This window comes from Pseudomonadota bacterium, assembly GCA_016711215.1.
Taxonomy (GTDB): Bacteria; Myxococcota_A; Polyangia.
The window spans coordinates 200,595-213,372 of sequence record JADJTL010000003.1 but is presented as its reverse complement, the minus strand read 5'-3'; the positions used below and the strand labels follow the sequence as shown (position 1 = coordinate 213,372).

The following is a 12,778-nucleotide window of genomic DNA, read 5'->3' as shown; positions in this document are numbered from 1 at the left end:
ATCCGTCTTGGGACGGAAACGCATCAGGTTCCCTATGGGACGCCAGTCGGGGAGGTGTTGGCGGTCTACGGCCCAGCGCAGCCGCTGACGCTGGCGGCGATCGTGCATAATCGCTGCGTCGATCTCTCCTTCCCGCTGACCGCTGCGGCCGAGGTGCGCGCGGTCAACTACGCGATGCGCGAGGGCGTGCTGGTCTATCGCCGGGCGGCCTCCCTGGTGCTGCTCGAGGCGGCGCGGCAGCTCTTCGGGCCCGCGGCGGCGTCGATCGGCCAGGCGCTGGGCAACGGCTACCTGTGGGAGATCCGCGCCGGGGCTGCCTTCAGCCCCGGGCACGCCGAGCAACTCGAGCAGCGGATGCGCGAGCTGGTCGCGCGCGATATGCCGTTGCGGACCGAGCTCGTGATGCTGGCCGAGGCCAAGCGGATCTTCGCGGCCGCGGGCGAGGCCGACAAGCTGCGCCTGCTCAAGACCTGGTGGGAGTCGCACGTCACGCTCGTCTACTGCGGCGAGTTCTGCGACATCCACCACTATCCGGTGGTGCCGCGCACGGGTCTGGTGCGGCACTTCGAGCTGCTCCCGCGTCCCTCGGGGGTGCTGCTGCGCTTCCCCACGCGCCAGCGGCCCGACCTGATCGCGCCGCTCGAGGACAAGCCCAAGCTGCGCCAGGTCTACAGCGAGCGACGTGAGTGGCTCGAGCTGCTCAGCGTGCGGAGCGTGGGCCAGCTCAATGAGCTGACGCTGCAGGGCCGGGCCGGCGAGCTGATTCGCATCGCTGAGGGCCTGCACGAGAAGAAGATCGCGCAGATCGCCGACCACATCTGCCATCGCGCCGAGCGCGCGCGACTGGTCCTGATCGCGGGCCCCTCGTCGTCCGGCAAGACGACCTTCGCCGCGCGCCTGAGCCTCCAGCTTCGCATCAATGGCGCGCAGGCCGTCGGCCTCTCGACCGACAATTTCTACGTCAATCGCGGCGCGACGCCGCTGGATGAGCACGGCGAGCCCGACTTCGAGGCGCTCGAAGCGATCGACCTCGAGCTCTTCAATCGCGTCTTGGCGGGCTTGCTCGCCGGCAAGGAGGTGCTCACGCCGCGCTACGACTTCGTGCGCGGGCGGCGGCGCCCGAGGAGCCAGTGGCGTCCCTTGCGGCTGAGGCCAGACCAGGTCCTCCTGGTCGAGGGCATCCACGGGCTCAATCCGCGCCTGACGCCGGCCATCGACGAGGAGCGGAAGTTTCGTATCTACACCAACGCCATGACGCAGCTCAGCGTCGACGAGCACAATCGCATCTTCACCTCAGATACGCGGCTACTACGGCGGATCGTGCGCGATCGGCTCTTTCGCGGCTATTCAGCGGAGCAGACGATCGCCGCCTGGGCGCGGGTGCGGCGCGGTGAGCAGCGCTGGATCTTTCCCTTCCAAGAGGCCGCCGACGTGATGTTCAACTCGGAGCTGGTCTACGAGCACGCGGTGCTGCGGCTCTATGCCGAGCGCTATCTGCTCGAGGTGCCCGAGGAGCATCCCTCGTTCGTCGATGCCTATCGCCTGCTGCGCTTCGTCGAGTACTTCGTGCCGATGTTCGACGAGACGATTCCTGAGACGTCGTTACTGCGTGAGTTCATCGGTGGCAGCTACTTTCAGTACTGAGGGCGCGCGCGCGCGCCCCGCGGCCCGTCATCGGTCGGGTCGCCATCAGGCCGCATTGCGTCGCACGACGACGATGGGTCTGCTGCTGCTTGGGCTGCTCGCGCGCAGCCAGGCCGCGCCGGCGGCTCCCGCGCCGCTGGGGCCCGCGCCGGCGCTCGGCAAAGAGGATGGCGGGCTGACGCTCAGCGCCCGTGCGGTGCTGGTGCTGAAGACCTCGACGGGCGAGGTGCTGCTTGCCCGTCGACCGCACGAGCTGCGCTCGATCGCCAGCCTGACCAAGCTCGCGGCCGCGCTCGTGGTCCGGCGCCACGGGCTGCAGCTGAAGGCAGGGACGACGATCGATCGCCAGGATTGGCAGGTGGCGCTGGGCGGCGCTCGGACGCGGCTCGAGCTCAATTGGACCTATCGCAATCAGGACCTGCTCTATGCGGCCTTGCTCTCCTCCGACAACCGAGCGGTCTCGGCCTTGGGACGAGCGGTTGGGCTCGATGCTGCGGGGTTGGTCCGAGGGATGAACGTGCTCGCCAAGGAGCTGGGGCTGAGCCACACGCACTTCGCCGGACCCGTGGGGATCGACCCGCGCAACGTGAGCACGGCCTTGGAGCTCGGCCGGCTGGTGGACGCTGCCAGTCGCGACCCGGCGCTGAGCGAGGTGATGCGTAGCCAGGCGCACCGCGTCACGCCGCTGCGTGGCTATCTCAGCAATCACTACCGCAACACGAATCCGTTGGTGGGCCAGCGGCGTTATCCGCGCTTCCTGGCCTCGAAGACCGGCTACAACGCGGAGGCCGGCTATTGTCTCGCCGTCGTCGTCGAGCAGCGGGCGCTTGGCCACGTGGCCATCGTCTTGCTTGGTAGCCGCAGCAAGGCCTGGCGCCTGCGCGATCAGGAGACGCTGCTGCGTTGGCTCAACGCTCGGCCGCGCTGACCCACGGTGGGTCGTCGCCCGCGCGGCTCGGTACGCCCTGGTCGTCGGCGCCGCGCGCGGCCAGAAAGAGCACCGAGTCGGAGACGACCTCGCTGACCTGCCGCTTGGCCCCCTGTTTGTCGGTGTAGCTCGCCGAGCGCAGACGTCCTTCGACGTAAACCTGTCGCCCCTTGCGGAGGTATTGCTGGCAGAGCTCGGCCTGGCGGCCCCAGACGACGACGCGATGCCAGCTCACCTCCTCATGCTTCTGCCCCTGGGGGTCACTCCACCGTCGGTTGGTGGCGACCGCGAGGTTGCACACCGGTGTGGCGGCGCTCGTCTGCCGCAGCTCGGGGTCGGCGCCGAGGTGACCGAGCAGGATGACCTTGTTTACGCTGCTGCCCATGTTCCGTCCTCCTGTGCAGGTGGTTCAGGCCAGGGAACAGCAAGAGCCGGTCCAAGCGGGGCGTGCCCGCAAGCATGCGAAAGGACTGGGCGAGGCGCGGCCCCGCGGCCAGCGCGTCCGGTCCTCCGGCGCCGGGACTGACGGACGGCGGACGGACGGCGGACGGACGGCGGACGGGCGGCGGACGCTGGAGCATCCCGATGTCCGGTCGATGGCGTGGTACGCTGCGCCGCGGCGGGGTTCAGCCGGCGCAGCGACCAGCGCCGCCCCTCGCGCGGGAGGATCGATGATCGTTAGGAGCAGGCGCGCAGGGGGTGGCGAGGGGAGGGGTCTCGCGGCCCGTGGCGCGCGCAGGATCGTCGGCGCCGCTGGTCTGCTGCTGCTGGGGTCGTACGCGGCGCTGGCGAGCGGCTGTGCCGCCGAGCGACCGCCGGCGGTCAGCGCTGCCCGGCTCTACTTCAAGCCCTTGTTGCCGCCCGTCGGAGTCAGCGCCGCGGTCGTCCTCGACGAGAGCCTGCGTGCGCCTGCCGGGGGCAGCATTCGCGTCACTGTCGCGGTCGAGGCCGACCTCGATCGGGATGAGCTGCAGCGCTTGATGGATGCCCTTTTCCGCCAGGCTGCGAGTCGGCGTGGCTTCGGCGCCGCCGGGCGGGCCGCGGCGCGGATCGACCTGCGCTACTACGGCAGCGAGGCCGCGGCGCGAGGGGGGGGCGACGATTGGATCGGGCGGACGCTGCGCGAGGGTCTGGTGGGCGCACCCACGGTCGTCAACCGCCAGGCGCTGCCGCTCTTGCGGCTGGCGACCGAGGCCTTGGGTCGGCAGCCGCAGTACACTGGCGTGCTGCGCCCGGAGCTGCTCGCCGATCCGCAAGCGCTCAGCGTCGAGGTTACGATCCCCTTTGTCCGTGACGATGGCAGCGGCGCCGCCGTCGAGCGCGTCAGCTTCGAGCTGGCGACCACGACGCTGACCGCGACGCTGGAGGCTCTGTTCGGCAAGGTCCCGCAGTTGAACCAGGTGACCTTTGTCGGGCGCCATCGGGGGCGGGTGGTGCTGCGGGTGCAGGCCGACCGCCAACAATACGGCGCGCTCGGGCTGCTGGAGGTCGAGGAGCAGCTCGGTGCCCTTCGCGGCCGGTTGATCGGCGCCCTGGGCTCCGGACGGCTGCGCGAGAGCACCGCACAGGGCGAGCTGGCGCTGCGCCGGCGTGAGCGCTACCGCGAGGTCCTGCGGCGGTTACCCGCCGGGCAGGTCTTCATCGCGCCCACGCTGCACTAGCGCCCGCGGGGGAGGCACTTGCAGCGTCCCTCCGCGAGCCCCTCGGCAAGGCATTCGCTGCTTGTTTGCGACCCGCGCGCTCCACTCGAACGCGCGGCGCAGCGCTGGCACCCAGGCGTGAGGCGCCCGTCGCCGCTCGCTGATTCGTGGCGCTTCCCCTTGACAGCGGCCAGGAGATGTTTAGTTTCCGGCTCGGGATGCGGCCGGCCGGCCGCCCCGAAGCTTTGACAACCGCTGGCAGCCAGCGCACTGGGAGGATGACCGATGGCGATTCGACCCCTACACGACCGAGTCCTGATCAAGCGCGTAGCCGAAGAGGGCCGCACCAAGGGCGGGATCATCATCCCGGATAGCGCGAAGGAAAAGCCGGTGGAAGGCGTGATCGTGGCCGTGGGTGCGGGCAAGGCGCTCAAGGACGGCGGCGTTCGGCCGCTCGACGTCAAGAAGGGCGATCGCGTCCTTTTCAACCGCTACGGCGGCACCGAGGTCAAGCTTGGCGGCGAGGAGCACCTGATCCTGCGCGAGGACGAGGTCGTCGCCGTCGTCCAGTAACCCATCGGCCAGTAGCCCATCGGCCAGTAGCCCATCGGCCAGTAGCCCATCGGCCAGTAGCCCATCGGCCAGTAGCCCATCGCTAGTGGCCAGGAACGCGCTTCGAGAAGAGCGTGCCCGCGTGCGGGCGCCGGGGACCGCCGGCGCGCCAAGGGAGAAGAAATCATGTCAGCGAAGGTGATCGTATTCAGTGAAGAGGCCCGGCGGCAGATGCTGAAGGGCGTCAACATGCTCGCGGACGCCGTCAAGGTGACGCTCGGCCCGCGAGGCCGCAATGTGGCGCTCGATAAGTCCTGGGGCGCGCCTACCGTGACCAAGGATGGGGTCACCGTAGCCAAGGAGATCGAGCTGGGCGACAAGGCGTTGAACATGGGCGCCCAGATGGTGCGTGAGGTTTCGTCGAAGACCTCCGATATGGCGGGGGACGGAACGACGACCGCCACGGTCTTGGCCCAGGCGATCGCGCGCGAGGGCCTCAAGCAGGTCTCCTCCGGCGCCAACCCCATTGATCTCAAGCGTGGTGTCGACGCCGCCGTGACGCGCGTGGTGGCTTACTTGCGCGAGATATCGAAGCCAACCAAGGGCAAGGCAGAGATTGCCCAGGTCGGTACCGTCAGCGCCAACGGCGACCAGGTCATCGGCGATCTCATCGCCGAGGCGATGGAGAAGGTCGGCAAAGAGGGGGTCATCAGCGTCGAGCAGGCGCAGGCGATGGAGACGACGCTCGAGGTTGTCGAGGGGATGAAGTTCGACCGCGGCTACCTCTCGCCCTATTTCGTCACCGACGCCGACCGGATGGAGTGCGTGCTCCAGGATCCCTACATTTTGATCGTCGAGAAGAAGATCTCGACGATGAAGGATCTCGTGCCGCTGCTCGAGCAGGTGGCGCGCGCGGGCCGTCCCTTGCTGGTGATGGCCGAGGACGTCGACGGCGAGGCGCTGGCCACGCTGGTCGTCAATCGCCTGCGCGGAACGCTGAAGGTCGCGGCGGTAAAGGCGCCCGGCTTCGGCGATCGGCGCAAGGAACTTCTGAATGATATCGCGATCCTCACCGGCGGCAGGGCGATCACTGAAGAGCTTGGGATCAAGCTCGATGGCCTGACGCTGCAGGATCTCGGCCGCGCCAAGCGCGTGACGATCGACAAGGACGACACGACGATCATCGATGGCGCCGGGGCGAAGAAGGAGATCCAATCGCGCTGCGAGCAGATCCGGCGCCAGGTCGAGGAGAGCACCTCGGACTACGACCGAGATAAGCTGGCGGAGCGCCTGGCCAAGCTGGTCGGAGGCGTGGCCGTCATCCGCGTCGGCGCGGCGACGGAGATCGAGATGAAGGAGAAGAAGGCCCGCGTCGAGGATGCCATGCACGCGACGCGCGCCGCCGTGGCGGAGGGGATCGTGCCCGGAGGCGGGATCGCCCTGCTGCGCGCCCAGGCCTGCCTGGCCGAGCTGAAGCTCTCCGAGGATCAGCGGGTGGGTGTGCAGATCGTCGCTCGGGCGCTCGAGGAGCCGCTACGCCAGATCGCCGCGAACGCTGGGCTCGAGGGCTCAGTCGTCGTGGAGCGGGTGCGGGCCAGCAAGAGCAGCTCGTTCGGCTACAACGCCGCCACCGAGACCTATGAGGACCTACCGAAGGCTGGGGTGATCGACCCGACCAAGGTCGTGCGGACGGCGCTGCAGAACGCTGCGAGTGTCGCCGGTCTGCTGCTGATGACCGAGGCGCTCGTGACGGAGAAGCCGCAGGAGAAGAAGGCGGGCCACCATGGCCACGATCATGGCGGCGGCGGCATGGGCGGCATGGGCGGCATGGGCGGCATGGGCGGCATGGGCGGCATGGGCGGCATGGGCGGCATGGGTGGTATGGGTGGTATGGGTGGTATGGGCGATATGGATATGGATTTCTAGTCGCGCTAGTCGCGCGCTCGCTGAGCCCGCTTCAGCTCCCTGTCGATGACGAAGCGCACGAGCTGCGGCGCAAAGCGCTGAGCCACGTAGGTCAGCTTCCCTCCCCAACCCGGAACAATGTGGTAGGTGCCCCGGGCGATGCCGGAGAGCATTTCCTGGGCCACCTGCGTCGGCTCCATCGCGCGCACATTCCCTGCGATCGCGCGCGTCTCGGGCGGCTTGATCTTGTTCTCCTCGAGGAGCTGCGGTGTGTTGGTGTCGGGGGGAAAGACCACCGAGAGGCCCACGCCGTGCGCCAATAGCTCCTGGCGCAGGCAATCGGAGAAGCCGCAGACGGCGAACTTGCTTGCGGCATAGGCCGTGTACCCGAAGATGCCGAGGAAGCCGAGCACCGAGGAGACGTTGCAGATATGCCCCGAGCGCTGCGCCACGAAGTGCGGCAGGAAGGCGCGCGTCGTGTAGACCGTGCCGAAGTAGTTGACGCGCATCATCGCGTCGAAGACCTCGTCGTCGATCGCTTCGACGTAGCCCGGATGGGCGATGCCGGCGTTGTTGATCAGCAGGTCGAGGCCGCCGAGCTGCCGCAGCACCTGAGGCGCCGCGTTGGCCACTGAGCCGCGGTCCCCGACGTCGAGAACCACGCGGTCGAGCACGCGCCCGCGCTGCCTTGGGCGCAGCTCGTCCAGCGTTTGGTCGAGCAGCTCCGCTCGACGGGCGCCGATCACGACGTCCGCCCCCGCTTCGGTCAACAGGCGTGCGACGGCCTTGCCGATGCCGCTCGATCCGCCGGTGATGAATGCCTTCTTGCCCTGGTAGCCATACATGGTTGCGGTCTCCCTGCCGTTGATCCGGCGCCTGCGGACCCGTAGCACGGGCGCGCGGGCGCCTCAAAGCTGTTTGGAGCGGGCGGCGCTGCAGGCCGGCGCAGGCGACCCCAGCCGCGCTGCCCGGGGAAGACGCCCTAGCCGTGGCTGGGAGCACTGGCGCCGGAGCGACGGAGCCCTTTTGTCATTGACAGGGCGGGAGGGCCGGCATACGTTCGCCGCCGACCGCCGGCAAATGGAAACAGCGCTTTAATCTCATATAGTTAGATAGTGATTGGACGGCGCTTGGATAGTGATTGGACGGTCGTTGAAGGGTGGTTGGAGCTATCGCTGGGCGGGCGCTGGGCGGGCGCTGGGCGGGCGTCAGGCGGGCGCCCAGACGGCGCGTAGCTGGGATGGCCTGCAGCCCGAAGGGCATGCTGAAGGGGCCAGGAGCTGCGTCATGTGGCTGCGTCATGTAGTGGTATGTAGTTGGAGCGTATGGCGGCGGTGAAGATGGGCTCGCTGCGGGGCAGAGGTGTACTGGTCACTGGAGCCAGCAGCGGCATCGGACAGGCCATCGCGCGCCGGCTGGCGGGCAGTGGCGCGAACCTCCTGCTGACCTATCACAGCCAGCGTGAGCGCGCCGAGGCGCTGCGCGACGAGCTCTGCGCGACCGGGGTCGAGGTCGAGCTCGAAGCGGTGGACGTCACCGACCGGGCGCAGGTCGAGCGCCTCGCCTTGCGGGCCAAGGGCTTCGCCGGCGGCGTCGACGCGCTGGTGAACTGCCCCGGCGTACGCCGCGACGGGCCGCTCTTCATGATGCAATATGCCGCCTGGGATGACGTGTTGGGCGTCAACCTCGGCGGGGTCTTCAATGTGTGTCGGGCGCTGGTGCCTGGCTTCATGCGGGCGCGGCGGGGCGCGGTGGTCAACGTGGCCTCGGTTTCGGGCCTGATCGGCGTGCCGGGCCAGAGCAATTACGCGGCGAGCAAGGCGGGGGTCGTCGGCTTCACGCGCTCGCTGGCGAAGGAGGTCGCCCGGGCTGGCGTGCGCGTGAACGCGGTCGCCCCAGGCTACATCGATACGGAGATGACCGCGGGTTTGACCCCGAAGCAGCGTGAGCAAATCATCCCGCTGGTGCCGCTCGGCCGGCTCGGCCGGCCCGAGGAGGTCGCCCCCCTCGTCGCCTTCCTGGTGAGCGACGAGGCCAGCTACGTGACGGGGCAGGTCTTCGTCGTCGACGGTGGCATCAGCGCCTGAGCGGCTCGCCAGCAGGCGCTCGTAGGAGGATCCGGGACGTGAGTATCGACGACCTGCCGATAGGGACCCGCGCGCCCGTGGCGCCCGTGAGAATCGCGATCACGGGTCTGGGGGTGTGCACGCCGATCGGCGTCGGTGTCGGGCCCTTTTGGGAGGCCGCGCTGGCCGGCGTCAACGGCATGCGAGAGATCCGCGGCTTTGCGCACGCCGATCTCCGCACCCACGTCGGCGGTGAGATCGATGATTTCGAGCCGCTCGACTTCATGAGCGCGGCCCACGCTGCGGTGGCGGGACGCGGCGAGCAGCTTGCGGTCGCGGCGGCGCGGATGGCCGTCGAACAGGCGGGCCTCGGCGGCGGGCGCCTGGCGCACTTCGCGCCTGAGCGGCGCGCGGTCTCCTTTGGATCCTTCGGCGAGTCGGCGCGCCTCGACGACGTGGTCGCCGCCACGCTGGCCGAGGGCTGGGGCGCGCTGCCGCGCGATCTCGTACAGCGCCTGCCCAGCCGCGTCGCGCACGCCGTGGCCGCTGCCTTCGAGTGTCAGGGCACGATTGTCAACCTTCCGGCGCTCTGTGCCGCCGGGAACTACGCGATCGGCTACGCGGCCGATCTGCTGCGCTGTGGCCGCGCCGACGTACTCCTGGCTGGCGGCAGTGACGCCTTCTCGCGTATCGCCTTCGTCGGCTTCAATCGCCTGCGCGCGACGGCCCCGGATCGCGTCAGACCCTTCGACCTCAATCGCGCGGGCATGATTCTGGCCGAGGGCTCGGGCGCGCTGGTGCTCGAGCGCCTGGATGATGCGCTGGCGCGCGGCGCCGTGGTTCTCGCCGAGTTGCTCGATTACGGGCTGGGTTGCGATGCCCATAACGTGGCGATTCCGCATCCGGAGGGGCGTGGGGGCGTGATCGCGCTGCGGCAGGCGCTCGAGCGCTCCGGCGTGGCAGCGACGGACCTCGACTATATTTCGGCGCACGGTACGGGGACGCGCGAGAACGATCGTGTCGAGACGCGGATCCTCAAGGAGGTGCTCGGCGCGCATGCCGCGCGGGTGAAGGTCAGCTCGCTCAAGTCGATGGTGGGTCATACGATCAGCGCGGCGAGTGCGATCGAGGCCGTGGCCTGCGTGCAATCGCTGCGGAGCGGCTGGCTGACGCCGACGATCAACTACGAAACGCCGGACCCCGACTGCGATCTCGACTACGTGCCCAACGTCGCCCAGGCGTTCCAGGCCGAGCTGATCGCTTCCAACGCCTATGCCTTCGGCGGCAACTGCGCGACGCTGCTGCTGCGGCGCTTCGTCGGCGCCTAGGAGAGACCGGTGCAGCGGCCAAGCGATGTGGTGATTACCGGAGTCACGGCCTTGACGCCGATCGGACTCGGCTTCGAGGCGTTGCGGCGGGGCCTGCGTCGAGGGGAGTCACGGCTGGCGCCGCTGGCCACGCTTGGCGACGCCACGCCCGATCCGCCGCTCGTCGGCGGGGAGCTGGTGGACTTCGACGCCGAGGCGACGCTCGGTGCGCGCGGACTGCGCAATAAGGGGCGGGCCAGTCTCTTCGTGATCGGCTGCCTCCAGCTCGAGTTCGGCCCGCAGCTCGCGGCGCTCGGCCCACGCGAGGAGCTGGGGCTGGCGATCGGCACGGCGTTCGGCTGCTACGGCAGTCAGATCGCCTTCAGCACGACCTATCAGCGCGGCGGGTTTCGGAGCGTCAACGCGCTGGACTTCCCGAACATGATGATCAACGCGGCGGCCAGCCAGTCCAATATCTGGTTCGAGCTGCCGCACTCGAGCACGACGGTGGCCAACGACGCTACCTCGGGGATCGACGCGATCCTCTTCGCCGCTGATCAGATCGCCTGCGGTCGTGCGAGCTGCGTCATCGCCGGCGGCGTCGAGGCGATCAACACCCACCTGGCGCTGGCGCTCCAGCAGGGCGGCTTCTGTTCGGCGTCCGCGCAGCTCCGACCCTTCGATGGGCGTCGCGACGGGACGCTGCCGGGTGAGGGCACGGGTCTGCTGGTGCTGGAGAGCCGGGAGCGGGCGGTGCGGCGCGGTGTGCCCGTGCTCGCCGAGCTGCTGGGGGGAGGCTCGGCCTTCAGCGGTCAGACTGGGTTTTTCGAGCCCGACGATCCGTCGACGCTGGCGCGGGCGATGACGCAAGCCTTGCGAGCGGCGGCCATTGGACCGGAGCAGGTGGACTTCGTCGCCGCTGCCGGCAACGGGGCCGTCGTCGCCGATCGGAGCGAGGCCGCGGCGATCCATCGCGTTTTTGGCGCGCGCGCGTCTGCGCTGCCGATCGTGGCGTATAAGTCGTACTGGGGCGAGAGCTACGGGGCGAGCGGGGCGATGCAGTCGGTGGCGGCCGTCGCCGACTTGCAAGATGGCGTGATCTCCGCGACCTGTGGCTTCGAGGGCGGCGAGCTGGAGCTCGCGGTGTCGAATCGGGCCCGACCGGGGCTGGCGCCGAAGACCGTGCTCGTCAACAGCGTGAGCTATGCCGGTAACTGCTCCGCGCTCGTCCTGCGCCGAGCCTAAGGCCGAAGAACCGAGGTGTTGCAGTGTCGTGGCTTCATGACAAGACGACCGACTTCCTGGCGCTGGTGCAGCAGGCCAAGGATAAGCAGGCGTTCCCCTTCTTTCGTCAGTTCGAGAACATCGGGCCGCGCGTCAAGATCGGGCGCGGCAGTTACATCAATTTCACCTCCAACGACTACCTTGGCCTGTCGCAGCATCCGTCGCTGATTCGGCGCTCGGTCGCCGGCACGGCGCGCTTTGGCACCAGCCTGGGCAGCTCGCGGCTGCAGGCCACCAGCGTGCGGCACGAGGCGTTGGAGCGGCGTTTGGCGCAATGGCTCGGCCAGGAGGCCTGCGCCGTCTTCACCACTGGCTATCAGGCCTTGGTCGGCGTGCTGGCCAGCTTCCTCGACGGCGAGACCACCGTGGTGCTCGACAACCTCAGCCACGCGAGCATCCTCGACGGCACGTTTCTGGCGAAGGGGACGCATCCGGAGCTCGAGATTCGCTTCATCAAACATAACAGCGTCCGCGGGCTGCGACGTGTGCTCGGCAGCGCCAAGCATAAGAAGAAGCTGGTGGTCGTCGAGGGCCTCTACAGCGTCGACGGCGACATGGCGCCGCTCGACGAGATGGTGGCCGTCTGCCGCGAGTTCGACGCCCCGCTGATGGTCGACGACGCCCACGGTCTCGGTACGCTCGGCCCCACCGGGCGCGGCGTCGGCGAGCTGAAGGGCGTGCTCGGTGACATCGATATCCTCGTCGGCACCTTTTCCAAGTCGTTTGGTGCGGTCGGCGGCTTCGTCTGCGCCGATCGCGTGCTGATCGACTACCTCAAGCTGCAGGCGCGGTCCTTCGTCTACTCGGCCTCCCTGCCGGTCGGGCAGGTCGAGGCGGCGATGGCGGCGCTCGATCTGATCGAGCGCGATCATTCCTACTTCCGGCGGCTGGAGGAGAACGCGGCCTTCTTCCGCGCCGGCCTGCGGGAGCTGGGCTTCGATTCGGGGCAGGGCGAGGCGCATGTCACGCCGATCATGCTCGGCGACGAGGAGAAGACGCTGACCTTCGGCGCCTACCTCTTTCACGGCGCCGGGGTCATCATGCTGCCCTTCGTCTACCCTGCGGTGCCCAAGGGCGCGGCGCGCCTGCGCTGCAACGTCACGGCGGCGCACAGTCGCGCCGACATGGGCTATGCGCTCGAGGCGCTGGCCAAGATCGGCAAGATGCTCGAGGTGCTGCCCGCGTCGGCGGCCACCAGCTCCAGCGACCTGCAACGCGCGTTATGGCTGGCGCGGACGAAGCTCGACGGCGCGCGCAACGCCGGTGTGGGGTACGTGGCGCATGAGCTCGGTCAGGCGGGGCAGTGGGTTGGGCGCTGGACCAAGAGGCGGCTGGGCGGGACGCCACCAGCAGGCGGCCCGGAGGGCGGAGTGTGACGTACGACACTTGTCAACGCGCTAGATAGTGTGTAATTGACGGGCGCGGCGCGAGGATTGGGCTGCCCCGAAGGAC

11 protein-coding genes are annotated in these 12,778 nt (G+C 68.9%); 9 read left to right on the top strand and 2 right to left on the bottom strand.

Annotated elements, in window-relative coordinates; translation table 11 throughout:
• Nucleotides 1-57: 57 nt before the first annotated feature.
• Complete coding sequence (locus IPL40_09885; protein MBK8481469.1) at nucleotides 58-1,644, top strand: nucleoside kinase; 1,587 nt, start codon at nucleotides 58-60, stop codon at nucleotides 1,642-1,644.
• 55 nt (nucleotides 1,645-1,699) lie between these two features.
• Nucleotides 1,700-2,572, top strand: a complete 873-nt coding sequence (locus IPL40_09880; GenBank protein MBK8481468.1) for a D-alanyl-D-alanine carboxypeptidase — start codon at nucleotides 1,700-1,702, stop codon at nucleotides 2,570-2,572.
• On the opposite strand, the gene ssb is transcribed toward IPL40_09880, so the two are convergent.
• Nucleotides 2,553-2,957, bottom strand: coding sequence for a single-stranded DNA-binding protein (gene ssb / locus IPL40_09875; protein ID MBK8481467.1), 405 nt, complete (start codon nucleotides 2,955-2,957; stop codon nucleotides 2,553-2,555). The genes IPL40_09880 and ssb overlap by 20 nt on opposite strands.
• Before the next feature lie 286 nt (nucleotides 2,958-3,243).
• Here ssb and IPL40_09870 point away from each other — a divergent pair, with 286 nt between their 5' ends.
• From IPL40_09870 to groL, 3 genes are all read left to right on the top strand, one after another.
• Nucleotides 3,244-4,233, top strand: coding sequence for a hypothetical protein (locus IPL40_09870; protein ID MBK8481466.1), 990 nt, complete (start codon nucleotides 3,244-3,246; stop codon nucleotides 4,231-4,233).
• A 264-nt stretch (nucleotides 4,234-4,497) separates the two neighbouring features.
• Nucleotides 4,498-4,785, top strand: a complete 288-nt coding sequence (locus IPL40_09865) for a co-chaperone GroES (GenBank protein ID MBK8481465.1) — start codon at nucleotides 4,498-4,500, stop codon at nucleotides 4,783-4,785.
• A 165-nt stretch (nucleotides 4,786-4,950) separates the two neighbouring features.
• Nucleotides 4,951-6,690 (top strand): chaperonin GroEL, encoded by a 1,740-nt coding sequence (gene groL, locus IPL40_09860; GenBank protein MBK8481464.1) that lies wholly within the window; start codon nucleotides 4,951-4,953, stop codon nucleotides 6,688-6,690.
• A gap of 5 nt (nucleotides 6,691-6,695) precedes the next feature.
• Here groL and IPL40_09855 read toward each other — a convergent pair whose 3' ends face one another.
• A complete protein-coding gene (locus tag IPL40_09855; protein MBK8481463.1) occupies nucleotides 6,696-7,514 on the bottom strand; it encodes an SDR family oxidoreductase in 819 nt (272 codons plus the stop codon).
• 495 nt (nucleotides 7,515-8,009) lie between these two features.
• Here IPL40_09855 and fabG point away from each other — a divergent pair, with 495 nt between their 5' ends.
• Genes fabG through IPL40_09835 form a run of 4 tightly spaced genes read left to right on the top strand, consistent with a single transcriptional unit; the run spans nucleotide 8,010 to nucleotide 12,702 of the window.
• Entirely contained in the window at nucleotides 8,010-8,756 is a 747-nt protein-coding gene (fabG, locus tag IPL40_09850) for a 3-oxoacyl-ACP reductase FabG (GenBank protein MBK8481462.1), read from the top strand.
• 38 nt (nucleotides 8,757-8,794) lie between these two features.
• The gene (locus IPL40_09845; protein MBK8481461.1) at nucleotides 8,795-10,063 is read left to right on the top strand and encodes a beta-ketoacyl-[acyl-carrier-protein] synthase family protein; all 1,269 of its coding nucleotides are present in this window, start codon (nucleotides 8,795-8,797) and stop codon (nucleotides 10,061-10,063) included.
• A gap of 9 nt (nucleotides 10,064-10,072) precedes the next feature.
• Nucleotides 10,073-11,287: a hypothetical protein gene (locus IPL40_09840; protein MBK8481460.1), complete on the top strand. Its 1,215-nt coding sequence runs from the start codon at nucleotides 10,073-10,075 to the stop codon at nucleotides 11,285-11,287.
• Nucleotides 11,288-11,310: 23 nt separating this feature from the next.
• A complete protein-coding gene (locus tag IPL40_09835; GenBank protein ID MBK8481459.1) occupies nucleotides 11,311-12,702 on the top strand; it encodes an aminotransferase class I/II-fold pyridoxal phosphate-dependent enzyme in 1,392 nt (463 codons plus the stop codon).
• Nucleotides 12,703-12,778 lie beyond the last annotated feature (76 nt).